Origin of the sequence: Nocardia vinacea (assembly GCF_035920345.1) — a bacterium.
Lineage (GTDB): Bacteria > Actinomycetota > Actinomycetes > Mycobacteriales > Mycobacteriaceae > Nocardia > Nocardia vinacea_A.
This window is the reverse complement of record NZ_CP109149.1, coordinates 4,819,070-4,842,679: the sequence shown is the minus strand read 5'-3', so window position 1 is coordinate 4,842,679 and position 23,610 is coordinate 4,819,070. Positions and strand designations below refer to the sequence as shown.

General features: G+C 65.3%; 21 protein-coding genes and 1 pseudogene. 12 read left to right on the top strand and 10 right to left on the bottom strand.

The annotated features are described in order from the left end of the window. The first annotated feature begins 137 nt into the window (after nucleotides 1-137). Nucleotides 138-785 (top strand): AAA family ATPase, encoded by a 648-nt coding sequence (locus OIE68_RS22215; protein WP_327101267.1) that lies wholly within the window; start codon nucleotides 138-140, stop codon nucleotides 783-785. A gap of 121 nt (nucleotides 786-906) precedes the next feature. Here the strand turns inward: OIE68_RS22215 and OIE68_RS22210 are convergent, their stop codons facing one another. Continuing rightward, a complete protein-coding gene (locus tag OIE68_RS22210) occupies nucleotides 907-1,572 on the bottom strand; it encodes a TetR/AcrR family transcriptional regulator (protein ID WP_327101266.1) in 666 nt (221 codons plus the stop codon). 148 nt (nucleotides 1,573-1,720) lie between these two features. Here OIE68_RS22210 and OIE68_RS22205 point away from each other — a divergent pair, with 148 nt between their 5' ends. From OIE68_RS22205 to OIE68_RS22185, 5 genes are all read left to right on the top strand, one after another. Further along, a complete protein-coding gene (locus OIE68_RS22205) occupies nucleotides 1,721-2,476 on the top strand; it encodes a nuclear transport factor 2 family protein (RefSeq protein ID WP_327101265.1) in 756 nt (251 codons plus the stop codon). A gap of 248 nt (nucleotides 2,477-2,724) precedes the next feature. Further along, a complete protein-coding gene (locus OIE68_RS22200; protein ID WP_327101264.1) occupies nucleotides 2,725-3,093 on the top strand; it encodes a hypothetical protein in 369 nt (122 codons plus the stop codon). Beyond that, nucleotides 3,068-4,081, top strand: coding sequence for a transposase (locus OIE68_RS22195; protein ID WP_327101263.1), 1,014 nt, complete (start codon nucleotides 3,068-3,070; stop codon nucleotides 4,079-4,081). Before OIE68_RS22200 ends, OIE68_RS22195 begins: the two co-directional genes overlap by 26 nt. Before the next feature lie 501 nt (nucleotides 4,082-4,582). Next, nucleotides 4,583-4,987 carry a hypothetical protein gene (locus tag OIE68_RS22190; RefSeq protein ID WP_327101262.1) on the top strand — a complete coding sequence of 135 codons (405 nt, stop codon included), beginning with the start codon at nucleotides 4,583-4,585 and terminating at the stop codon, nucleotides 4,985-4,987. A 336-nt stretch (nucleotides 4,988-5,323) separates the two neighbouring features. After that, entirely contained in the window at nucleotides 5,324-5,926 is a 603-nt protein-coding gene (locus OIE68_RS22185; protein ID WP_327101261.1) for a hypothetical protein, read from the top strand. An 881-nt stretch (nucleotides 5,927-6,807) separates the two neighbouring features. Here the strand turns inward: OIE68_RS22185 and OIE68_RS22180 are convergent. The 3 genes from OIE68_RS22180 to OIE68_RS22170 all read right to left on the bottom strand — a co-directional run bounded on the left by OIE68_RS22180 (nucleotide 6,808) and on the right by OIE68_RS22170 (nucleotide 8,662). Then, entirely contained in the window at nucleotides 6,808-7,038 is a 231-nt protein-coding gene (locus tag OIE68_RS22180; protein ID WP_327101260.1) for a DUF6400 family protein, read from the bottom strand. An 80-nt stretch (nucleotides 7,039-7,118) separates the two neighbouring features. Next, the gene (locus tag OIE68_RS22175) at nucleotides 7,119-7,529 is read right to left on the bottom strand and encodes a hypothetical protein (RefSeq protein ID WP_327101259.1); all 411 of its coding nucleotides are present in this window, start codon (nucleotides 7,527-7,529) and stop codon (nucleotides 7,119-7,121) included. Between the two features lie 218 nt (nucleotides 7,530-7,747). After that, on the bottom strand, nucleotides 7,748-8,662 hold the full coding sequence (locus OIE68_RS22170; protein WP_327101258.1) for a D-alanyl-D-alanine carboxypeptidase family protein: 915 nt from the start codon (nucleotides 8,660-8,662) through the stop codon (nucleotides 7,748-7,750). Nucleotides 8,663-9,523: 861 nt separating this feature from the next. Between OIE68_RS22170 and OIE68_RS22165 the strand changes: the two genes are divergently transcribed. Beyond that, nucleotides 9,524-9,991: an NUDIX hydrolase gene (locus tag OIE68_RS22165; RefSeq protein WP_327101257.1), complete on the top strand. Its 468-nt coding sequence runs from the start codon at nucleotides 9,524-9,526 to the stop codon at nucleotides 9,989-9,991. A gap of 165 nt (nucleotides 9,992-10,156) precedes the next feature. Here the strand turns inward: OIE68_RS22165 and OIE68_RS22160 are convergent, their stop codons facing one another. Both OIE68_RS22160 and OIE68_RS22155 read right to left on the bottom strand, forming a co-directional pair. Further along, entirely contained in the window at nucleotides 10,157-11,080 is a 924-nt protein-coding gene (locus tag OIE68_RS22160) for an NADP-dependent oxidoreductase (protein ID WP_327101256.1), read from the bottom strand. A gap of 222 nt (nucleotides 11,081-11,302) precedes the next feature. Further along, entirely contained in the window at nucleotides 11,303-12,208 is a 906-nt protein-coding gene (locus tag OIE68_RS22155; RefSeq protein WP_327101255.1) for an ADP-ribosylglycohydrolase family protein, read from the bottom strand. 592 nt (nucleotides 12,209-12,800) lie between these two features. Here OIE68_RS22155 and OIE68_RS22150 point away from each other — a divergent pair. After that, nucleotides 12,801-14,810 (top strand): polyprenyl synthetase family protein, encoded by a 2,010-nt coding sequence (locus OIE68_RS22150; RefSeq protein WP_327101254.1) that lies wholly within the window; start codon nucleotides 12,801-12,803, stop codon nucleotides 14,808-14,810. Between the two features lie 69 nt (nucleotides 14,811-14,879). Here the strand turns inward: OIE68_RS22150 and OIE68_RS22145 are convergent, their stop codons facing one another. From OIE68_RS22145 to OIE68_RS22135, 3 genes are all read right to left on the bottom strand, one after another. Next, on the bottom strand, nucleotides 14,880-15,713 hold the full coding sequence (locus tag OIE68_RS22145) for a hypothetical protein (protein ID WP_327101253.1): 834 nt from the start codon (nucleotides 15,711-15,713) through the stop codon (nucleotides 14,880-14,882). Further along, nucleotides 15,710-16,354, bottom strand: coding sequence for an ABC transporter ATP-binding protein (locus OIE68_RS22140; protein WP_327101252.1), 645 nt, complete (start codon nucleotides 16,352-16,354; stop codon nucleotides 15,710-15,712). The genes OIE68_RS22145 and OIE68_RS22140 overlap by 4 nt, the downstream gene beginning before the upstream one ends. A 141-nt stretch (nucleotides 16,355-16,495) precedes the next feature. Next, nucleotides 16,496-18,511: a polyprenyl synthetase family protein gene (locus OIE68_RS22135; RefSeq protein ID WP_327101251.1), complete on the bottom strand. Its 2,016-nt coding sequence runs from the start codon at nucleotides 18,509-18,511 to the stop codon at nucleotides 16,496-16,498. 331 nt (nucleotides 18,512-18,842) lie between these two features. Between OIE68_RS22135 and OIE68_RS22130 the strand changes: the two genes are divergently transcribed. Together OIE68_RS22130 and OIE68_RS22125 are read left to right on the top strand one after the other, a co-directional pair. Continuing rightward, nucleotides 18,843-20,186: an ABC transporter ATP-binding protein/permease gene (locus OIE68_RS22130; RefSeq protein ID WP_327101250.1), complete on the top strand. Its 1,344-nt coding sequence runs from the start codon at nucleotides 18,843-18,845 to the stop codon at nucleotides 20,184-20,186. Nucleotides 20,187-20,384: 198 nt separating this feature from the next. Further along, a pseudogene (locus OIE68_RS22125) lies at nucleotides 20,385-20,723 on the top strand (transglycosylase family protein); the annotation flags it as partial. 279 nt (nucleotides 20,724-21,002) lie between these two features. Here OIE68_RS22125 and OIE68_RS22120 read toward each other — a convergent pair. Beyond that, nucleotides 21,003-21,572 carry a hemerythrin domain-containing protein gene (locus OIE68_RS22120; RefSeq protein WP_327101249.1) on the bottom strand — a complete coding sequence of 190 codons (570 nt, stop codon included), beginning with the start codon at nucleotides 21,570-21,572 and terminating at the stop codon, nucleotides 21,003-21,005. Between the two features lie 336 nt (nucleotides 21,573-21,908). On the opposite strand from OIE68_RS22120, the gene OIE68_RS22115 reads away from it, so the two are divergent. Then, nucleotides 21,909-22,556: a HEAT repeat domain-containing protein gene (locus OIE68_RS22115; protein ID WP_327101248.1), complete on the top strand. Its 648-nt coding sequence runs from the start codon at nucleotides 21,909-21,911 to the stop codon at nucleotides 22,554-22,556. Beyond that, complete coding sequence (locus OIE68_RS22110; protein ID WP_327101247.1) at nucleotides 22,550-23,575, top strand: MerR family transcriptional regulator; 1,026 nt, start codon at nucleotides 22,550-22,552, stop codon at nucleotides 23,573-23,575. The genes OIE68_RS22115 and OIE68_RS22110 overlap by 7 nt, the downstream gene beginning before the upstream one ends. Nucleotides 23,576-23,610 lie beyond the last annotated feature (35 nt).

Below are 23,610 nucleotides of genomic sequence, written 5' to 3'. Positions count from 1 at the left end.
TGTTATCCCACACGTCCTGGGCAGGCAGGCTGAAGTCGGCTGCCGAATGCTGTCATAGAAGCGCTCGATGAGCAGCATGAGCTGATGGCCGCGATGGTGCTTGGTTCGGGCAGATCCGGTTGTGGATACTCGGTCGAATGGGCACCCGATCTAGCACTGCGGCTGAGCTGCGAGCACGGCTACGACACGTCTGGTGGATCGGTGGGGGCAGCGGCGCCGGCAAAACGACTATCGCCCGGAATCTCGCGGCGCGGTACGGCCTGCAGGTGTACTCGACCGACGACGCGATGCGCGACCATGCCGCGCGCAGCACGCCGGAGGACGCTCCCGCGCTCAGCAGCTTTCTCGCGATGGATATGGACGAACGCTGGGTGAACCGGCCGCCGAAGACAATGCTGGAAACATTCCACTGGTTCCGAGGCGAAGGTTTCGATTTCATCGCCGAGGACCTATTGGGTTTGTCCACCGAAACCGGTGTCATCGCCGAGGGATTCCGCCTGCTGCCACGGTTGGTCGAGCCCCTGCTCACTACCGTTGACCACAGCGTGTGGCTGCTGCCCACGCCCGAGTTCCGCCGGGCCTCGTTCGACCGGCGCGGCTGGGAAATCCCCAGCAGAACAGGCAACCCGGAGCGCGCCGCACGGAACCTGCTCGAACGCGACCGGATGTTCACCGACCGTCTTCGTAAGGACACCGCCCGCCTGCAATTGCCTGCTATCGAGGTCGGCACCGCGATGTCCGAGGATGACCTAACCGACATGGTCGGTCGGCTGTTCAGACTGTGAGCTCCCAGAGCATTCTGGGCATGAGCGAGCGTTCCGGCGAGATTGCCTGCCGCTCAATGGTTGTGGCTCGACCGAATCGCCCGCGCGGGCGGCACTACCGGATGATTTGCGGCTCGATCCGTCATTCGTCGCAGCCGATGCCATGTGGGTCCGCGGTCTGTTTCGGCAACGACAGGTCGAGCACGGTGGCCCGGACGAGTCGGGTCGCATAGTCGGCGACCTGGGCGGCGGTGACAGCGAGACGCTGGTCGGTGTAGTCGAGCATCAGCGATACCAGCGCGCCGGACAGCGCACTGGCGGACATGGCGAGTTCGGCGTCGCCGAGCGGTGACAAGTCGGTCATCCCAGCGGCCGCCATGATAGAGGTCAGGAAAGCCGGTGCCACGGCCGCTCGCCGCGTGGCGAGCAATTGGCTGGTCAACGGTTCCCGCAGCAGAACCCGGACACGACGAATGTCGGTCTCGAAATACTGGACCGCGGCATCGATCGCGGTCCGCACAGACTCCGCCAGATCTGCCCGCGGCACCGCAGCGGCGATAGTGGACGCGAGTTCGCTATTGCATTCGTCGTAGATGGTGACGATCAATTCGTCTGTGTCGGTGAAGCTTTCATAGAAATAGCGCGGGCTCAGCTCGGCATGTCGGCAGACCGCCCGCACCGTGACATCGGCGACTCCGCCGACGCCGAGCAGTTCGTATCCGGCCTGCAACAGCTGCCGCCGGCGGACGAGCGAGCGGTCGGCCAAGGACTGGCCGCGCCACTGCCTGGCAGTAGGGGGCGACGACATATCGGCTCCGCCGCTTGGTCCTTCTTCTGTCACTTCGACTCCCGAACGCCAACTGGAAACGGTTGATTCTAGAATGATGCCATGCCATCATGAACTAGAATTGGCCGTTTCCTGTTGGCGGTTCACCTGATGAAGAAGGAGCCGGCACATGTTCGACGAAGCATTGTTCGAGCAGGCACTGGCGAAACCGCGCCTGCGGCAGCCGCTACCGCAGTTTCTGGCAGGCAACCGCGCAGGCGGCCGGGTCCCGGTGCTCACCGAGGACGAGCTCAATGCCATGACCCGTCAATGGTTCGTCGACTTCGAACGAAAGATCCAGCACTACAAGACCTTCGGTGTCGATATCGCCTGGATGTTGGAATGGGCGAAGAAGTACTGGTGGAGTTGGCTGGCACGGGACATGTCGCGCAACAATGAGTTGTACACCGACGACCTCCGATACAAGGATCCGACCACCTTCGGTCGTGTGATGGTCGGCCAGGAGGAGTTCGTCACATACAACTTCGCGTTCTTCGACGCCATCCCGGACTGGCGTTACGACCCGCTGCCCGGGCAGGTCTACATCGACATCACACCGGAGGGCGAAACCCGAATAGTCATCCGCTACATCGGCAGTGGACACCACGACGGACCATTGCGGTTCTACCCCTACGACGAGTCCGCGCCCGCGATCCATGGTGTCGGGACCTTCGTCCAATGCACCGCCGTCGACCGCTACCACTTCACCCCCGACGGCCGCATGTACGAGGGCGAGACCCTCTTCGACCTACTCGACGCCATGCAGTCGGCAGGAATCGTTCCCGCAGAAGACAGTTGGCAGTTCCGCGCGATCACACACGCCTCACGACTGCCATCGATCCTGCGCAACGCACGCAACACAATCCCGTTCGGCGCCACCCGCTAGCACGCAGCACGCTCCCGCCCACAGGATCGAGCGGCCGCCCCTGGCTGCTTCGGGCGGCATCAGTGCGCGCATATCGGCATAGAAAGACGTTCGACGAGATCGCTTGTGCCTCAACCACTGTGGTTCACGCACGACCGGCACGCGGCATAGAAAGACGTTTAGTGCGTCGGTTTCCTGGACGTGGGGAACGTCCTCCTGATGCGCTTGTCGGGCTTGGTGTCCCATCGCAAAGAGCAGGAGGACGTTGCATGAGTAACGGTAGCGGTGTGTCCCGGGGTGATCGCAACCGCAACATGCGTATGAGCGGGCTGCGGGCGTTGGTGCCGCCCGAGAACGCGATCGTCGGGATTGATCTGGCCGACCGCAAACAGATGGTCGTGGTCTGTGACCATGACTCGAAAGTGCTGGCCCGCAAGACGTTCCGTTGCCGTGCCTGGGATATGGGTGCTGCTTTGGACTGGGCCGGCGCCCGTGCCGGGGCCGCGGGATTCACCGGGGCGACGGTGGCGTGTGAGCCGACCGGACATCGGTGGCGAGTGCTGGGACAGCTGGCCGCCGACCGGAACATGTTGTTCGTGTGTGCAGCCAGCGATGACCGCTTGGTCGCGTCGTGCTGAGGATCTCACCACCGACAAAACCGACGACAAAGACGCGGTGCTGATCGCGCGGTTGACCGCGCAATTGCGCTGCTATGCACCTGAGCCGGTCGATGAAACCTGGGGTCGGCTGCGGCATCTGGGTGCCCGTCGCGAACGACTGCTGGTCGAGCTGGTAGCGCAAGTCCAGCAGATCCGGGCCCTGCTCGAATGCGTGTGGCCGACCGCGCTCGAAGCCGCCCAGCAGCCGTTCAAATCCCGGACCTGGATGGCAGCACTGCGAGTGATCTGCGGCCGCGGCGGCGCCGACTTCGCCCGCACCCGCCGGTTGGGCCGAGACCGGCTCGAACGCCTCGTCCGCGGCGAGGTCACCCGCGCGGGCGCGAAGCGACCGTGCTTTCGGATCACCAGCAAACTCTTTGCGGCACTGGATGATCCGGCCGGAGTGCTCGCCCACCGGCGCGGTGCGCTGGAACGAGTGCACCTGCTGCTCGAAGACTGGGCAGACACTAAGCGACGCCTGACCGACACCGAAACCCGCATGGTTAGCGTGCTCGACGAGCTCCGGCTCACCGAGCTGGTCACCTCGATCGTCGGACTGTCCGCAGTGGGGGCCGCAGCGATCCTGGCCGAAACCGGCGACCCCGCACGGTTTCGGACCGCGCGAGCGGTAGTCAAACACGCCGGTCTTGCACCCCGGGAGAAGAAATCCGGGAGCTTCACCGGCCGCGCCCGGCTCACCGGAGCCGGGCGCCCAGGACTGCGGCTGGCTGCCTGGCGAGGCGTGTGGGGCACCCAACGCGCCAACCCCGTCTATGCCGCCCGCTACCGGCATCTGACCACCCGAGAGACGAACCCGCTCACTCCCACCCAGGCTCAGGCCGTGATCGCCGCGGCGATCCTGCGCCAACTCCACGCCGTGGTCACCACCAGACAACCCTGGAACCCGCACATCGCCACCCACGGCACCACCACAACCGAGGCCGCCATGATCTCGACCGCCGCCTGAACAGGCGGATCGTCGAGCGGTCGGTCGGGGCGAGCCCCACGCGGCATCGAGACACCTGGTGATCTCGCCGGAAATCATGGGCAGCCCCGACCTGTCGTCACACAACCCGATTACACGCTGCCGGGATCAACCCCATTACCGCTATGCCGGGACGACGACAGACCACAGGGCACCGACCGGACCGCTTGACACAAAACGACTTACGCTGATTTCAGTGCGTTCGCGAGATCGGCAATGCGGCAGTGGGCCGTGCCCGTTACTTTGCTGCGTATCCGCCGCCAGCTATGGCTGGGTCGCAATTGCAGGATGTCCTGAGCCACAGCGGGTCTCGGCCTGTGTGATCGTCAGCGGGTTGGCTGGTGTGTTGATGCCGGTCGCGGTGTCAGTGGGGGTGTCAGGTGTGTGTCAGGTCGCTGTCAGTCAGCATGGCGAAAGTGTGTACATCGAACAAAACGACCGGCACCGACACAGTGCCACAACCGATTTCGAGGAGTACACGACATGTCCATCACTATCACCCTGACCGACCAGGACAAGAGCACCCTGCGCACCGCCGCCTACGGCGCAGTGTCGCTGATGGCCGCCTCCGGTGCGCCGCACAAAGGCATCACGCACGGCTCCATTGCCCTGACCTCGGCGACCGGGCTGGTCGGGCATGTGCTCGCCGCCAAGTCCAAGGACATCCACTTGCCGGGCAAGTCCGTCGCCGAACTCGCCGACCAGGTGCTGCCGAGCCTGACCGCGGCCATGAGCCTGCTCGGCACCCAGCATCCGGACGAGGCCGACAACTTCCGCGACACCGTCCTGGTCGCCGTCGAAGCCGCCGCCGGGTCCCGCAAGGGTGAGTCCAGTCCCGCCGTGGTTGCGATGGCCCGCAAGATCACCGCGGCCCTCGACGCCGCCTGACGGGTGCGGGGTCGGCGCAGCTGGTAGCTGGTCGCGGGGTCTTTGTCCGGACCCCGCGACTGGGCCACCGACCGTCGAATCTCAGGGTGCGACCGCGTGGCCGTTAAGAAACGCGCAATAGGCGGCCAGAAGAGTGAATTCACCGCACGGTAGCCGGGTGCTGGATCGGGTCTGGAGGTCAGGCGGGTGTGATCGCGTTCGGGCTGAAGCCGATGGACGGACCACCGTGATGGGTCCTCCACGTCGGCGGCACCTGGCCATGTCCGCGTGACATTTCCGAGATCATTTCGTAATGTATCGGTGACGTGTCCCCAACGATAGCCAGTAATCAATATTATGCCTGGTCAACACCGCAGACGTCCGGTAGGCCGCAAGCGCACTCCGCTAGCTGTGGTTGTGGCTGCGTGTGGCATCGCTGCCATTGTCGCGGTCGTGCTGTGGGTGGCGAGCCCGACCGCTCAGCATGCCGCGGTCCAAGCAGCCCCTGCCGCCGCGCCGTCGACGGCACAGCCGGCACCGGCAGCTGCGGCCGAGCAACTACCACCGTCGGCCGAGGAATACATCAAACACCTACGCGTCCCGTGTTCGACCGAACTCGCCGGCACCCGACCGCATGTTGCACAGGTGGGAAACTTCCTCGGAAAGATGTTCGGGATCACCGACATCGGCGGTGCTTTGAGCCGTGGCGACGGCGATCACGGCGCCGGCCTGGCAGTCGATTTCATGACATCTGATTCCGCACACGGCGATGCGATCGCCGAATTCGTGCTGGCCAATCAGCAGCGTTTCGGTGTGACCTACGTGATCTGGCGGCAGCGATACAACGACGGCAACGGCTGGTCGTACATGGAAGACAGAGGGAGCCCGACCGCAAATCACTACGACCACGTGCACGTATCCTTCGCCGCGAATGCCCCTGATGTGGACGTACAGTGCTGACCGCCACCGCACACTGAACCACCTATGTTCGTCGGTCCCGTGCGTGGCGTCGTCCGGGTGGGCATGGATAAACCTCGCATTGCGGTACAGGCCGCTTGTCACACCGGGACCGGCCGACCGACAGCTTCGCCTTGTCGCTCAGGGAACTACACCGCGCCGCGGGCCGTCCGAAATATCGAGTGCTCGCCGCTGCGATCAATGCAAGTTCCGCTACCGTGTCCGCGATACTCAATGGGCACCGGTTCCCATCCTGGGAGCAGACACAGGCGTTCGTCGAAGGGTGCGGCGGCGATAGCTCGGAGTGGAAGCAGCGCTGGATGCGAGCCGACCGATCGCGCGGCATCGACAGTGCCGCCCTCAGCGGTCGCGCGCCGCTCGCGAGTGCGACGCTGAAGCCGTTGTCCGACAGCGAGTTCTACGCCGCGATGCTCGCCGAGGTACATCGGGCGCGCTACCGGATAAATTTTCGACGACGCCGTCGCCTTCCTCGCCTTCACCACCGGAACCACCCAACAGCTGAGCGGATTCCGCATCGACGAATCGACATTCGTCCGGGCCGCGATCGGGCACTTCGAACAACTATGGCTGGCCGGACGCGAACTCGAATGACGCTATCCGCCACACCGTCCTGGTCGCCGTCGAAGCCGCCGCCGGGTCCGGCAAGGGTGAGTCCAGTCCCGCCGTGGTTGCGATGGCCCGCAAGATCACTGCGGCCACCGACCGTCGAACCTCAGGGTGCGGCCGCGTGGCCGTAGAGAAACGCACGATAGGCGGCATTGCTTCGGATCCACTGCCACGAAACTCAGCCGAGAGCCGGAGTAGCTAGGTCACGACTCGCCGGAGGCAACACGACGATCACCAGTCATGACTCGGTGGTGAGATCAGTCGGCAATCTGGCGCGTGGCCCGATCCGGCAGGATCCCGGCCCGGACGAGTTCCTCATAGATCCGCTGCTGCTCATCGTCGAGATTCGAGTACAGCATGTCGTAGGCCAGGTCTTCCTCGGCGAGCACCGCGACCGGATCCCAGTCGTCACCGAGCGCCGCGACGACGGCGCTGCGCCGTCGTGCCTCGTCCAGCGTGAGGTCGTAAGCAAAATCGTGGTCGGCCATTCAGGCATCTCCAACCAGGTTCTTTCCAAAAACGAATTGCTGACGATGCCCAACCACGCCTTCTCGGGCAATGACCTGCTTCACATTCCTCGGTTGGACTTCGTCACATTTGATGCCCGTGCGCGTACTGGACCACGGAGTAAATGCGTCCACATAATCGCGACGACACGTCCACCGCTGAAATCGGGCACGGCGACGCTATATCGCCACGCCGCCAAAACCCCGCAGCGGTCGAACTCGAACTGGGTTGTACGACATGAACGGCCGGGTCCATCCGTCGGATGCGAGTGTTCAGCAGGATCGGCCGCAGCCGCACAACCGGTCACCACGCGATCGGTCGATTGCCCGGCCGACTGCCGGAGGCAGGGCACCAGAACGACTTCGGCGCCTTCGCCCACCACATGTAGTACGCGGTGGCCATGTTCCTCGCCGAGGTCTTCGATGTCGGAGTGACAGGCTTCGAAGATCCGCAACCCCAACAAGCCAAGCATCGTCACGAGTGCGAAATCGCCGAGGTGGGCGGAGTCCCCCGCAGCAGTCAGCAGCGCCTCGATGCCTCACGATGACCGCGATCGGCGAGCTATTCACCACCCCGATCGCGGCATGCGTGCCTACCTGGCGGTGGCCAGGTTGGCGGACACGGTCGTCCTGTGGCCGCGGATCGTCCTGGTGCGCACCGGGATCCGCAGGCAGCCTGCCGCATTCGGTGCTAACTGATCGGCAGCGCGCTCAGGATCGGGTTGTAGGCCCAGTTCAACATGCGCTCGGCGTCCTCCTTTGCGGCGACGTTGCTGTCGGGTGAGCTGTGCAGGACCACACCGATCAGCGGTATTCCTGCCCTGACCGACTCGAACAGCAGGCACGTTCCCGCAGCGTCGGTGGATCCGGTTTTGATGCCGATAGTGCCGGGATAGTCACGCAGCAGCGAGTTCGTGGTCTGCCAGAGATGATCGCGGTTGCCCGGGCCGGCGGGCAGGTGATAGCTCCGCGACCTGACGATGTCGCGGAACACCGGCAGGCTCATCGCCCGCAGGCCGAGCGCAACCAGGTCCGCCGGTGTGGAGTAGGTCGAGTGGTCGGTGGGGGCGGGCAACCCGCTGGGGTCGGTGAAATATGTTCCCGCCAGGCCCATTTGACGCGCGGTCTCGTTCATTTTGGCGATGAAGCCGTCTTGGCCGGGCCCGTACGCCTCGGCAAGGGTATAGGCGGCATCGCAGCCGGATGGCAGCATCATCGCGTACAGGAGCTGTCGCGCGGTGAGCACCTCGCCGGGTATCAGGCCTGCGTTGCTTCCGTCGTACTTGGCGCCGTAGGCGATGATTTCTTGCGGCACGGTGATAGTCCGGTCGAGGTCGCCGGCATTGATCACGACCAGTGCCGTCATCACCTTCGTGATGCTGGCTATCGGGACCGGGGTGTTCGCCTGTCGCGACCACAGCACCGTGCCGGTGATTCCGTCTGCCAGCGCTGCCCCCGGCGCCTGCACGCCGTCCGGCTCAGCAGTCAGCCATGGCAACTGAATATGGGTGTCGCTCGCGGCGGGCGCGGCCGCGACGCAATGACCGGCCGCCACGACCAGCGCGCCGGCGACGGCAGACTGCAACAATCGGGCAAATATACGCATGGCGACATTCTGCCGTTCAAACCCGCAGATCAGCGGGATTTCATCGACCGAATTGCCGCGCAGCTCCGGCGACAGCATGCAACCGGCTAATCCGGCATGCTCTGAGCCCAACACTTCTCGCGCGCGACCACTCGCCCAGCGGCATAGCCGTGCCGCTCTGCAGACAAGATCGGCGCTGCCTCGCCATTAGCCGGCACCGAAGATCGCACCCGCCTCTTGCCGTCGGTTGCCTGCACCCGAGTTCGACAAGACCTGACATCGTGGGCGCGATGCCTCGTAATCGGCGTGTGCGGGCGTCGCGCGAGATTGCCTGCCGCTCAATGGTTGTGGCTCGACCGGAAGGTCGGAATGGGACTCCTACGGGTGCTTTCCGCGTAGGCACGGCTGACCGCGTCGCAAGCGGCATGTGCGGATATGCCGGTCAACAGATACCAGGCGAACCCGACCAGTCGGCCGGACCGGCCACGCCCAGGGCGCAGGCACAGCGTATGAGTCAACTGCGGTGTGCCCCTTCGATTGTGGGTATGGTTCGGTGATGTCCCGATCAGCTGAGAGTGGCTCTCCCCGGGCCCGGGTCACTGCCGAAGACCTCCACCTTGCCGTTCAACTAGCCCCCACAACGCCGCCCTTGGACGGCGAGGTGCCGTTCCGCTGGGAGAGTCGACGAGCCGGCGGCCCAGCGAACGCAGACCGTGCGGCTGGGCCCGACGGCCTGCTGCAAGTGCTGGAGGCGAGCGGGGCGCTGTTGGTTTCTATGGTGCGCACGACGCCGCCGCGGACCCGCGCCTACCACGTCTTCGGTATCTCAGACCCCGACGGTGCCGCGTCCTCCCGAAGTGCCCCGGCGGGGTGTTTTGGGGAATGAGTTTCAGGCTGGCGGCGTACGCCGTCTGTATCGATAACGGGCGGTTGCTGCTCGCCCATCACGTACCGCAGAGCGGCGAGACCCGCTGGACTCTCCCAGGTGGTCAGGTCGAGCACGCCGAGGATCCGTTCGATGCGGTGACCCGGGAGCTCGCTGAAGAAACTGGTTGCCACGGGATTGTCGAACGCCTGCTCGGCGTGGATTCGAGGGTGATACCCGCGGCAGCCGCGCGTGCCGGAGCCGAACACCAGAATGTCGGCATTTTCTATCAGGTCCGTGTCACCGGCGGTCAGCTCCGACCTGAGCCCAACGGTGAGACCGCTGAATCGGTCTGGACTCCGATCCCGGACATCGCCTGCCTGCGCCGGTCATCCCTCGTGGAGATCGGCCTCGCCTTGGCTCAGCGCCTTCCAGCAACCGGCCACGTCGCTCCCGTCCCGGTTGGCGGCTTGATTCAGCACTGACGGCGCTTGACTGAGACCGCGCCCCCAGCGGCTACTCGCTCTGGTTGCAGCCGGCGCGCTGTTGCTGTCTCGTATTCTCTGCAGTCGGAATGCATCGGCGTGGGATCGGGGCCCAGGTCTCCGACTCGGCGTCCGATCGCAATCAGCTTGAACGGCGGTGTGTGTTCATTCTTCGCTGACGCGGATGATCGTCTTGCCGGGGCTGTGCCTGCCGGGATTGAAGGCGTCGGGTGCTTCGGCGAGTGGGCGGACGGCACCGACGGCCGGCTTGATGCGGCCGTCGCGCAGGCGCGTGGCGAGCTCGGTGAGTTGGGTCCGGTCGGGCTCGACGACGAAGAAGACGGCGCGTCCGTTGTCGGGCTGGATCGTGGGTGGCATGGCGATGGTGACCAGGGTTCCGCCGGCGCGTACCAGGGTGGTCGAGCGATCCAGGACGTCTCCGCCGATCACGTCGAATACCACATCGACTTCGCCGGCCTGCTCCAGCGGCTCGGTGTCCAGGGCCAGGAAGGTGTGCACGCCGAACGTGAGCGCGCGGTCGCGGTCGCGGGCCCGGCCGGTGCCGATGACTCGGGCCCCGGCCTCGCGGGCGAGTTGCACCGCGATCGAGCCGACACCGCCGGCGGCGCCGTGGATCAGGACGGTCTGACCGGTGGTGAGGCGGGCGTGGTCGAATAGGCCCTGCCACGCGGTCAGCCCCGAGATCGGCAGCGCGGCGGCCACGATGTAGTCGATATCTGCGGGCAGGGGAGCGAGGTTGCGGGCTTCCACCGCGGTGTATTCGGCAAGTGTGCCGTTGCGGGTCCAGTCGGCCAGACCGAAGACCCGCTGGCCGACAGTCAAACCAGTGGTGCCGTACCCCAGCTCGACGATCACGCCCGACAACTCATGGCCAGGCACGCTCGGGGTCCGGTCCCGGCCGGCGCGGTCGGTCCAGGTGCCGGGCCAGTCCAGCTCGCCAGGGGTGAACCCGGCGGCGTGTACTTTCACGATCACGTCGTTCTCGGCGGCGTGGGGGTAAGGCAGGTCGTGAGTCAGGGTCATCCCGGCGACACCGGCGTCACGATTCCCAACGATGATGGCTTGCATGCTTGGTCCTTCGTTGTCGGTGTTGCCGACAGGGAGACGAGGAACTACTGCCGGATGGGACGGTTCGAAACTCTCTCCGAGGCGGCCTGGCATAAACCAACTCAGCGCATGCGCTGGTAGCGAAGGTAGACGATGCGGGAGCCCATCGGCATTATCGCGTGTTGCGTCTGCGGCAGCAGCAGCCGACGTGTCCCGGCTGGCTCGCCTCGCTGATGATCGGCGTCAGTCTGTCGCCCATGCGGGTAGGGGCTCACGTGCCGACAACCACTGTTCCGGTATTCCGCGTATCGTGCCTCGGCTTCCGATCCCGGTGTGTGCTGCCACGATTCCACCGACGATCGCGGCCGTCGTGTCCACATCCCCGCCGGCCTCGATGCACGCGGTGACGGCGGCCGGATAGTCACAGAGAAAGGTGGCGGCTGCCCACAGCGTGAACGGCACCGTGTCCTGGGCGCTGACTTGTGCGCCGTTGCCGAGCTCGTAAGCTGCTTCGGCTACCGATCGGCCGAGTAGCTTTCGAGCTCGCCGGACACCGTCCGCGGTCCGACCATCAACCAGATACGGCTCTACCACGTGCAGCAATTCACTTGGTACACAGCCTTTTCCGCGAGTCGCCGCAGCGTGGCTCGCCGCGGCGGCGACCGCCATGGCACCCACGATCGCTTCCGGGTGCCGATGGGTGACCTCGGCGGACAGCGCGGCTTGCGCTGCCGCTCGGCGCAGGTCTCCAGCGAAGTACGCCCCGAGCGGGGCGACCCGCATCGCAGCTCCGTTTCCCCATGATCCGCGCCCGTCGAAAGCAGCTGCGGCCGCTTCCTCCCAGGGGCGCCCGTCGCGAATCTCGTGCAGCACAACGACTGTGCCGCCGCCATAGCCACGATACGGTTCGCAGCGATCGGCGAAAGCGCCTGCGAGCGCGTCCCGGTCGACACAGCCGCGGCCGCGGACTTCCGAGTACACCGAACAGGCCATCTCGGTGTCGTCGGTCCACTGCCACGGGGTCGCTGGCACTCGCCCGGCGAGCAGATCAGCGACGGAGTTGCCGGGCACGAAGAACTGAGCACCCAACGCATCACCAACGGACAAACCCTCGAGGCTGTGCGACGCGGAATCAGAAACCAACGGCATACGGTGACCAATAATGCCAACCGCAACCAGCTACTGCAACACCCGGCAAGATCGACGGCACAACGGTCCACAGCTGCATTCCACGGTATGGTCGCCGCGGTCGACTCGCATGCCGGCAACCGAAACCGCATGCCGCCGACCATGTCTCGGAAGCGATGTCGGTGACCTCGCGAAGCTCTCATGGCAGCCGAAGGAACAGGGTCCATGCCGGGAGGCCGTGAAGGCCTCGAACATGAACTCGCAGACTGTCTTTGGTCGGTACTGATACGGCTTACGGGTATGAGGTGGACCTCGAGGCCGCCATCACTTCGAGATCGGCGATGGCTGCCGATGCCAGCTGAGACCACACACGAGGGTGCTCGTCAGCACCACCGCGCTCATCATGCGCGCCGACCAGCCGCCATCACGACCTCCTGTCGAACCAGCGCGTCGCCGAGGCACTCGCCGGCGACGGCGCTCGCCACTTGGCATCGCCCACGTTGGGGAGGCATCAAAATTGGCTGATACCAACATCTTCCGTGCGAAGTTGGTGTCCAATTCCAATGATCAATGGTGTTGCAGATGACCGATGTAACCAGTCAGGAGTGCCCTCGTGTCACGTGAAATCGATTCGGCTGTCTTCCCACATCTGGATGCGGACTTGGACCGCGTCCGTGACGTTCTCGGACCTGTTCGACTGGAGGGCAGGCCTGAACTGACCGCACTCACCGACGATGGGCCGGACACCTCTCGCCGTTTGGTTCGTCCCACTTTGACCCTGTTGTCGTACTACCTGCTCACCGATCCCGCGACCCCGGCCGACGATCGGGTGGTGCGCGCAGCCGCTGCCGTCGAGTTGCTGCATCTGGGCTCGCTCTACCACGACGACGTCGTCGATCACGCGTACGAGCGTCGCGGCCGTCCCAGTGCCAACGTGGTGTGGGGTTCGCATATGGCGGTACTGGGTGGGGACTCGGTGATGCTCGCGAGCGTGCGCATGTTGGCCGAACTCGGCCGGCGGGAAGTTCTCGCGGGGGCGATCGCGGGTGAGCAGATGTGCGCGGGCATGGTGATCGAGGCCGCCGACCTCTATGTGGCCTCCCGCAGCGAGCAGTCCTACCTGGACGCGATCGACGGTAAAACGGCGGCGGTGCTCTCGCTGGCATGCCGGGTCGGCGCGGTGCAGGCCGGCTGCCAAGAGGCTGCAGAAGAGGCGTTGGCCCTGTTCGGCCGATATTTCGGGCTGGCCTACCAGTTGTGTGACGACATTCTCGACCTGACCTCGACCGCCGAAGAAATGGGCAAGCCCGTCAACGCGGATCTGCCCGAGGGCATCTACACGCTGCCCGTGATTCGCGCGGCCGCCCGCGACGGGAACCTTGTCCGACTGCTACGCAGAGCAATGACGCGTGAGCAAGCCGCGCGGGCCCACGAGCTCGTCATCGCCTCCGGCGCCGTGGACGAAGCGCGGGCGATGGCCGATGAATTCTTGGACCAGGCTGCCGGTCGACTTGCCGATGTGCCCGCCGACCCACGCGCCCGCGACGCGATGATCGCCTACGCCAGGTCCATCCTCGACCGGCGAACTCCCGGTACCGCGGCCGCCCCGCGTGCGACGCAGTCGCCCCGAGCTCAGGGCGCCGGGCTCCCGCCGCACGTCGCGCAATGGTTGCGGAGCTGGCTGGTGGACACCGGGCTTGCCCTCACTCCTGCCGAGGCCGACTACCACCGGTGGACAGGAGCGATCCAGGTCCCGGCACAGACCTTGACCCCGGCAGCGGACGCGGCACGTGAACAGACGACCTACGGTATGGCCGTGCTGGTCCTTGCGTTGGACGACCTCTTCGAGGATCCGCAGCTGCAGGATCCGCAGGCCGTCACCGCGCTGAGGCGCGGCATGGTGGCGATGGTGCGCCAGGACCCGCAGGCGCCGTCACGGCCCGGCGCGATCTCAACGGCCTGGGCGAGTTTGTGGCCGCGTCTGCGTGAGGGCCGGACCGCCCGCTGGCAGGAGCGGTTCCTCGACGGCCTCGAGGAGTGGTTCGAAGCGGCCGAACGTGAAGCGCACCATCGCATCAACGGCTACGTACCCGCCACGGCCGACTACCTGCCGCTGCGGATCGCGACCAGTGGGATCGAAATCGCCCTCGCCTGCATGGAGGTGTACCAGGACGGGGAACTGCCGTCGAAGCTGCGCAGCCACCCCGTGATCCGACGGTTCGAGGAACTCGCCTTCTGGGTGACCTTCGTGGAGAACGACCTGGTGGGGTTGGATCAGGACGAGGCCGACCAAGTCCCCTACAACTTGGTGCGGGCGGTCCGTCACGAGACCGGCTGCACCCGTAGCGAAGCCGTCGAGCAGGTGCAGCGCCAGGTGGCGGAGCATCGCGCCCAGCTCGAGGCGGTGATCCGCTACATTCCCGGACTCATCCGCGTGCTTCCCGGCCTGTCGGGTAAGAGGAAGGATTACGCGCAGATATACGCGAACATCACGAATGTGGCGCTCTGGGGACGTGAGAGCGATCGGTACGAGCCGACCTCCGCTTCCGCAGCGCCGGACTTGGAACGTTTGCGCCGTGAGATCTACTACCAGGCGGCCGAACCGGCTCCTACCGCGCCGTAAGCCCCCACACCTGACAAAGCCAGGGTGTGCCCCGCCCGATCCACCGTGGTGATGGGGCGGGACACACCCTCAATGCTTCGTCAGATGTCCGGATTTCGTCGGTCCCGGGATACGAGGTCCGAGGAGGCGGATCCACAACATGGGCCGAAGAGATGAGCGGGTGCGCAGATGGAAAGCGATCAGTCCGACGAGGACGCTCGCGGTGAACCAGGCCAGTTGCACGGCGAAGCCCGCGAATGGCGTGGTCTCGGAGAAACCGGCCGCGGTCGAAGCCTGCATGGCCCCGTAGGAGGGCAGCCAGCGCACGAGCTCGCTGTCTGCCCCGATGCTGGCGATGGGGTTCTGCACGGCCATGTCGAAGCAGCTGATCATCGCGATGGCGAACATGCCCTCCACCTCGCGGCGCAGCAGCGCGCCGAGGGCGACACCCAGCGCCCCGTAGGTCATCGCCGCGCCGAAAAGCGCCGCAGTGAGCAGGACCGGCTGCCGAGGCGACCAGTAGCAGCAGATGACAGCGGTGGCGTACGCGCAGACCACCACGGAGGCCACCACCAGGCAGGCGATCTTCGCCAGACCGAGCGCGACCCGGGGATATCCGGCCATCGACAGTCGCCGGTCGAATGCTCCGCTGCTGAACGTCGCCGCGAACATCATGAACCCGATGATCAGGGAGACCGCCATCAGGGCGCCGCTGATCTGAGCGAGCTCATTGCCGTTTGCGCGCAGAACGAGACCGGTGTCTCGAAGCCGGAACGGTACCTCGATGTCGGTGACGGCCACGCGCACCAGAGTGATCAATATAGGGACGAAGGCGGCCACCAACACCATGGCGAACCGGTTACGTGCGTGCTCGATGAGGCCATAGCGGGTGGCGATCAAGAACAGTCGAATGCCGTTGCTCATCCAGCCTTCTCTTGTCTGTCTTGTAGGACCCCGTCGTGCAACCGCCACACCTGATCCAGCTTGTCGGTGTCGTGGGCCAGATGGGAGACGACCAGAACCGACCGGCCGGTGTCACGGAACGCTGTGACGAGATCCCAGAAACGCAGATACGTCTCCCAGTCGAAACCCTGGTATGGCTCGTCGAGCAGCAGAACCTGCGGGTCGTGCATCACCGCCAACGTCAGGTTGAGCTTCTGCCGGGTGCCGCCGCTCAGCGTCGCGACCCGCTCACCGGTGTACTCGGAGAACCGGAGGATCTCCATGGTCTCCTCGGCCCGCCGCAGATCCGGAACGGCATAAGCGGCGGCGAAGAAGTCCAGGTGTTGGCGAACTGTGAAGGCGTCGTTCAGGACCACCTGCTGCGGGCAGTAGCCGAACCGCCCACGGTGCCGGATCGTTCCCCGGTCCGGTCGCAGCTCTCCGGAAAGGACCTTCAACAGCGTCGACTTCCCCACCCCGTTCTCACCGACGATGCCCACCAGCGTCCCGGCAGGCAGCATGATGTCGATGCCACGCAGCACCGACCGCCTGCCGTATGAGTGGTGGACGTTCTCCACTTCCATCATCGCCCCTTGCCTGCCGCCGATGCGGTGGCCCGGCATCCGTTCGCATGCTACCAAGCAGCGACGAAAACCCGTGCCGGGAAGGCCAATTCGCGGCACGGTGAGCTCCGCGCACGTGGCCGACAACCTCGCGACCGCGCGTTGATCGATGTCTCACCAACCTTCTTTGGTGAGACGGGGTTACGGCCTGCTAGGAGCCGAATCAGCGGCGGGGTAGTAGTAGACATCACGGCGCAAGCGTTCCAAGTGCGGCGCTGAGGAAGCCGAGCTTTGCGCGTATCGATCGGCGTGACGCGCCGTGAACGCCACATCCCTCAGGCTCTCGTAGAGCGAGATGTACTCCTTCCTTCGGCCGGATAGACCGGGCAATACGCGGAGGAGAGCGGGGAGGTAGCGGATCACCGCGTCGATCCGGGCGTGTTTCTCGGTCACCCGGCGCTGCGCCTGCTCGATGGCTTCACTCCGGGTGCACCCGGTTTCCTGACGGATGGCCCTGACCAGGTTGTAGGGGATATGGTCGGCCTCGTCCCGATCCAGTGACACCAGATCGTTCTCCACCATGGCCACCCAGGAGATGAGTTCTTCGAGACGGCGGATCACCGGGTGGTTCCGCAGCGTCGACGGCACTTCCCAATCCTGGTGTACCTCCAAAACGGCGGCAGCGATGTCGAACCCACCGGTCGAGTTCCGCAGCGGTAGCCAGTCGGCCGTGGTGGGGACGTAGTGGTTGATGCGGTGGTGCGCTTCGCGTTCGCAGGCTTCGAACCACTCTCCGACGGTTCCCAGGAACCGCTCCTGCCATTCGATGGTGCGGCCCTCGCGCACTCGCGGCCACACACTCGCCCACGCCGTCGCGATCGCGCCGGATCGCCGCGGTACCTGCGGATCCTGGTGCAGCACAGCCACCAGCCCACGCCTCAGCGCGGTGACAGCTTCCGGGTCCCTCAGCTGCGGATCATCGAACAGGTCATCCCACACGGCCAGCAGCGTGGTCATACCGACGAAGGCCTGTTCACGGGCCGCGTCCGCCGGGGCCAAGAGCTGTTGCGCAGGAGACCGGAACACTCCCACCCACCGGTGGTTGTGGTCGAAATCGGCCGAGGAGTCGATCAGGCCGGTGTCCACCATCCAGCTCCTCAGCCATTCCGTGGCCTGCGGCGAGACCGACTCGCCGCCGGCCTGGGATGGTGGCGTCGAGGGTCCGGAAACGACCGGGCGGGAAGTTCGCCGATCGAGTACCGACCGGGCGTAGGCGATCATCGCGTGGCGAACGCGTGGGTTGACGGGTACATCGGCAAGTCGACCGGCAGCCTGGTCCATGAAATCATCGGCCATCGCCCGCGCTTCCTCCACAGCGCCCGAGTCGATTACGAGCTCACGGGCACGTGCGGCTTGCTCCCGCGTCATTCGCTGGCCCAGCAGGCGGGCAAGACGTTGGTCGCGGGCAGCCGCACGAATCACGGGCAATGTGTAGATGCCCTCGAACAGATCCGTGTTGACCGGCTTGCCCATTTCTTCGGCGGTCGAGGTCAAATCGAGGATGTCGTCATACAACTGGTAGGCCAGCCCGAACTGTCGGCCGAACTCGGCCAACGCCTCTTCTACATCCTCGGGGCGGCCGGCCTGCATCGCGCCGACCCGGCACGCAAACGACAACAACGCCGCCGTCTTACCGTCGATCGCGTCCAGGTAGGACTGCTCACTGCGCGTAGCCACATACTCATCGGCGGCCTCGATCACCATGCCCGCGCACATCTGCTCACTCGCGATCGCCCCCGCGGAGACCTCGCGATGGCCGAGTTCGACCAGCATGCGCGTGCCCGAGGTCGTCACGCAGTCCCCGGCTAGCACGGCGAGGTGCGAACCCCACACCGCGTTGGTGCTGGGGCGGCCGCGACGCTGGTCGGCGTTATCGATGACGTCGTCGTGATACAGCGACCCCAGATGCAGCAACTCCACCCCGGCAGCGGCGCGTACCGCCCGGTCGTCGGCCGGGGTCGCGGGATCGTTGAGCAGGTAGTACGACAGCAACGTCAGCGTCGGACGCACCATCCGACGAGACGTGTCCGGGCCCTCGTCGGTGAGTGCGGTCAGCTCGGGTCTGCCACGAAACTGTATGGGCCCGAGAACGTCACGGACACGGTCCAGGTCCGCATCCAGGTGCGGGAAGACAGCGGAATCGATCTCACGGGGCACGCACACACTCCTGACTAGTGGCATCGGTCTTCTACACCATTGATGCAGTTGAAATTTGACATCACAGCGCGCGGAAAATGTTGGTATCAGCCAATTTTGACGCCACCTTCACAGCTGCTGTGCCCTACGGCAGCCCTGTCTCGGTCTTCTTGGGCTCCGCATTTCGGTCGTGCGACCCTTCCTGGCGAATATTCGCTGGCTGTAATCCGCCTGGACGCGGGATCATTGCTCACCTGAGTCGCTCGTTCAATTCGAGACGAGGGGAGCATGAGTTCACGCGAGTTCACGCGCGACGGCGGTGAAGCTGGTACTGCGTTTTTATGGCCGAGAAATGAACTCTCGCAAGGCTACAACGATTCCGGCGCTGCTGGCGCCGGCACTTGGCAACATCTGCAACCTGTACATCGCACCGCTGATCGTCGCGATGATGGTCGGTCGAGTCGCGGTAACCGGGGATACGAGTTTCGGGGCTCTGGCCTCGTATACCCTCGCCTTCGGTGGCGCCCTGTTGCTCGCGGAACTGCTGTGGCGCATCGGGATTCACTGCTTGAACCGAGTCGATGCCTACGGAATCGAGCACCTGTATGTGCTTGCCATGGACGAGCTGCTCGCCAAGGACGCGGCGTTCTTCCACAACAACTTCGCCGGTTCGCTGACGAAGCGCTCGCTCAGCTTCGCGGCTCGGTTCGAACAGTTCGTGGACACCCTCGCCTTCGAGATTCTGGCGGCACTGGTGCCGCTGCTGTTCGCCTCGGTTGTGTTGTGGCGCTACAACCCCGTGCTGGTCGCCGCGCTGATGGGGATGATCGTGGTGACCGCGCTGGTCATCATGCCCTTGATCCAGCGCCGCCAGAAGCTGGTGGACGACCGAGAGGCCGCCATTGCGCTGGTTTCCGGGCATCTGGCCGACAGCCTGGCCAATATGCAGGTGGTGCGTGCCTTCGCTGCCGAACCACAGGAGGCGGCCGAGCATCAGCGGCGGGTGGCCTCGTCGCAGCGAAAGTCGTTGCGCTCCTGGGATTACGCGAACCTGCGGATAGATACGCTGGTGGCGCCGCTGGTGGCGCTCACCAACGTGATCGGTCTCTTGATCGCGTTGGGTCTGAGCGGCGGGAATGCGGGGGCCCGGCTGCGGCAGGCGGATCTGCGCAGTCTGATCGCCTACGTGCCACAGGATCCGGCCATGTTTCACCGGACCCTGAGTGAGAACATCCGGTTCGCGCGCCCGGAGGCCACGGAAGAGGAGATCCTGCGGGCCGCCAAGGCCGCGCACGTCACCGAGTTCGCGGACGCGCTGCCGCAGGGTATGGAAACGCTCATCGGCGAGCGCGGCGTGAAACTGTCCGGCGGCCAGCGTCAGCGGGTCGCGCTGGCTCGGGCCATCCTGCGGGACGCGCCCATCCTGCTCTTGGACGAGGCCACCAGCGCTCTCGACTCGGAAAGCGAATTGCTTGTGCAGCAAGCGCTCTGGGAGTTGATGCACGGGCGTACGGCGCTGGTCGTCGCGCATCGGCTGAGCACTGTGGCCGGAATGGACCGGTTGGTGGTGCTCGACCACGGGCGAATCGTCGAGGAGGGGGCACACGAGGAGTTGCTTTCTGCGGAAGGAACATACGCGCAGCTGTGGCGGTACCAGTCGGGTGGATTCCTCGGCGAGGACGTGGTCGCCGATTGATCGGGTTTTCGACCGACCGACGGCTGCCAATAGTTTCACGCACGGCATAGGTTTGTATTTCGATGTGGACACGATATCGAGGACTGTCGCTCGAACTCACCGCGTCCTGCACACACTCGAACGGCTCCAAAAGATCCAGTTATCACCTTTCATGCTTGGACACCTGTATAGGTTTGCTGACTCGAAAGGAACTGAGATATGAGCGCTCTGGGCACCCCACTCAAGAAGATCGTCGCCACCAGCGCGATCATCGGCGGGGCCGGCATGGCATATGTTGGCCAAGCTTCCGCCGCTACCGATCAGGAATGGGACAGCCTCGCCGCGTGTGAGTCGGGCGGTAATTGGAGTATCAACACTGGCAACGGGTTTCAGGGCGGACTGCAGTTCGCGCCGGGTACCTGGGCCGCATATGGCGGTGCCGCGTATGGGCAGACTGCCGATAGAGCTACCCGTGAGCAGCAGATCGCCGTCGCCGAGCGGGTGCTCTCCGCTCAGGGTTGGGGCCCTTGGGCAGGATGTTCGGCAGCGCTCGGACTCCGGTGAGACAGCAGAGCTCTCCAACGGGTACGACCGACTCATGAGACTGTCGTCCCGGTCCTCATGAACGCCGCCCGCTGCGGTGAACGCCTCGCGGAGTAGTAGTCGCACAGCCACGCCGGCCAGTGGGAACAGTGGCCACTCTTGCGAGTGCTAGTCGGCCACTGCAACGGCCCGAGATGGCCTCGGCGCGTTGCTGTTCGGGCGTCCCGCGTTCGCCGGTTCGGTCAGCGCGGAATGCGGCGTTGAGGAATGTTGCGGTACTGACTGTCTTCCGGGTCAGTTCCGCTTCAGGGTGCCGACACTCAGCGATCCGCTCGCAGCGGTCCGCACCTTCTTCTCTGCTTCGCGGACGTAGCTGACGGGATCCTTGTCCACGGGCTGGACGCCGGCGTAGTTGCGCGCCTCGTAAGCGGCGAACGCGACTGCCAGCTGATGGCGGCGCGGCAGCCCGGCCAGCCGGCGAAAGTCGGTGAGGCCCTCGCGTTCTTCCTCGGCCATGTGATCGCTGTTGGCCGTGTTCGCTGCCGCGACGGCCGCGTACCAGCCATCGGTGCCGACCTGATGATGCGCCGCTTCGGCGATCGCGTCCCTGATCTGGTTGTGGTCGTGGATAGCGTCGAGTGTCTCGTCCTCGACCCCGCCTGCGCGCCGGGCCGCGATACCCGCCTGCAGCAACGCGGGGTAGAAGATCTCCTCCTCCGCTTGCGCGTGTAGCTCGAGGAAGGCGGCCAGCCTGTCCCAGATCGCGGAAAGCACCCCGGTCTCCGCGCTGTCGATCTGCTCCAGGATTGCGAACAGCCGCCGCTGCTCATGGTGGTCATCAAGGATCAGCTCGGTAATGTCCACAATTCCTCCCTGATACCCACTGCAGATCAGCTTTGAACGGCGGGGCAGACTGTCCGTCGGGCAGCTGGCATGTCCCTTAGGAAGCCGACGATAACGCACCTCCGAGCCGCCCCACTGCTAACGCACCGACGTGCTGCCCCGCTGCCCGCGTCCGCTGCACCGTCCAGGGATCGAGTGCCCAGCGGCAGAAGAGTGCATCGGGCCACCAATGAGACGGTGGCGTACAGCGATGTCCACGACGTGTCGCCCGTGCGCTTGACATTGTCACCGTGTGAAGGCCTTCACTGGCTGTCGGAGGTGGTCCCCATTAACTCGACACACAGGAATCCACAGGACATGCGACTGCTCGACGCATTGGCGGCTGAGAACTCGTCGACGCGGCTCGAGGCGGCTCTGGCAGTCGGCACGCATCCCGAGCCCGGTTTCGTCGATGCGCTCGTAGAACGGTGCGCGATCGAGCCGGACTTCTATGTGCGCGACATGCTCACGTGGGCGCTGACCCGTCTCCCATCGGAGATCACGGTTCCGAAACTCCGCGCGGAACTCCGTTCCGAACGCGCACAGGCCCGGAGCCAAGCGCTGCACACGCTGTCCAAGATCGGGGACAGGGACGCGTGGCCCGCGATCACGCGGTCATTGCTGCACGACGCCGACGACGAGGTCGTGCGGAGTGCATGGCGCGCTGCTGTCGTTCTCGTGCCCGACGGGGAGAAGAAAGGGCTGGCCGAGGAGCTGGCCTCGCAATTCGGCCGCGGTGACCGGGAGGTCCGACTGAGTCTGAGCCGTGCCTTCGTCGCGCTCGGAGATGTGGTCGAGCCGGTCCTCCGAAAGGCGATGGCAAGTCATGACCCGACGGTGCGTGCGCATGTGAGCGCCACGGAACGGCTCATGCGTGACCCGGATGCCGGATTCGACCTCGCCGTCGGTGCGGCGAGACGGGTCGTTGCGCTCGGTCCGGACCGGGAGGAGACAACTGCGTGCTGATCGGTGAGGTGGCGCGCCGCTCGGGGGTGAGCGCCCGGATGCTCAGGCACTACGACTCCCTCGGGCTGGTACGACCGACGGGCCGCACTGTGGGTGGCTACCGGGAATACTCTGCCGAAGACATCCGGCGGATCTTCCATGTGGAGGGGCTGCGATCCCTGGGACTGTCACTGAGCCAGATCGGACGCGCTCTCGACGGTCCCGGATTCACCCCGTCCGGACTGGTCGGCGACCTCATCCGAAAGACCGAGGAACGACTGAACCGGGAGCGAGAACTCCTCGAGCGGCTCCGTACGGTCGATGCGGCCGAGCCCTCCGACTGGCAAGACGTCTTGCGTATCGTCGAGCTCCTGCACGGACTCGGTTCGCAGAGTGCCGCCCGGCGGCAGCAGGCCGTCCTGGCCTCGGCCGAGGACGTGTCGGTGCCCGCCGAGCTGCTTGCCGAGGCGGTTCTCATCGAATCCGATCCGAACGTTGCCGGGGCCCTGCGGTGGGCCCTCACACGGGCTGGCGGTGACGGTGTGGCCCGCGTGGCATCCGGCATGGTCTCGGAGGATGTAGTGGTCCGGCGGCGCGCCGTCCTGGCACTCGCCGAGCTACCGGGCGACGAGGCGACCGCGGTGCTCACGGACGCGCTCGGGGACGCGGACGCGACGGTCCGTAGACATGCTGCTCTCGCACTGGGTGCGCGGGGTGTGACCCGGGCTGTGCCGGAACTTGTCGGCACGGTGGTCGAGGGTCCGAACGATGTCGAGGCGGCTGAGCTCTTGGGAATGTTGGCGCGGGACGCGAAGTGGGCGGACCGGATCATGAGAGCGCTGGTCGACGAGTTCACCGCACACCCAGCGAACTCGGCGGTGCGGATACGACTGACCCAGGCACTCGCCGAGATGCCGGGAACCATCGCGCTGGATACCCTGCAGCAACTTGCCCACGACGATGATCGGGCCGTGGCCCTCATCGCCTCGGCCCTCGTGGAGACGCTCGAAGAACGGGACGACGAGCTCGGGCACCCCTAGAGACGCTCGCCTCCCTAGCGTTAACACTGACTCCG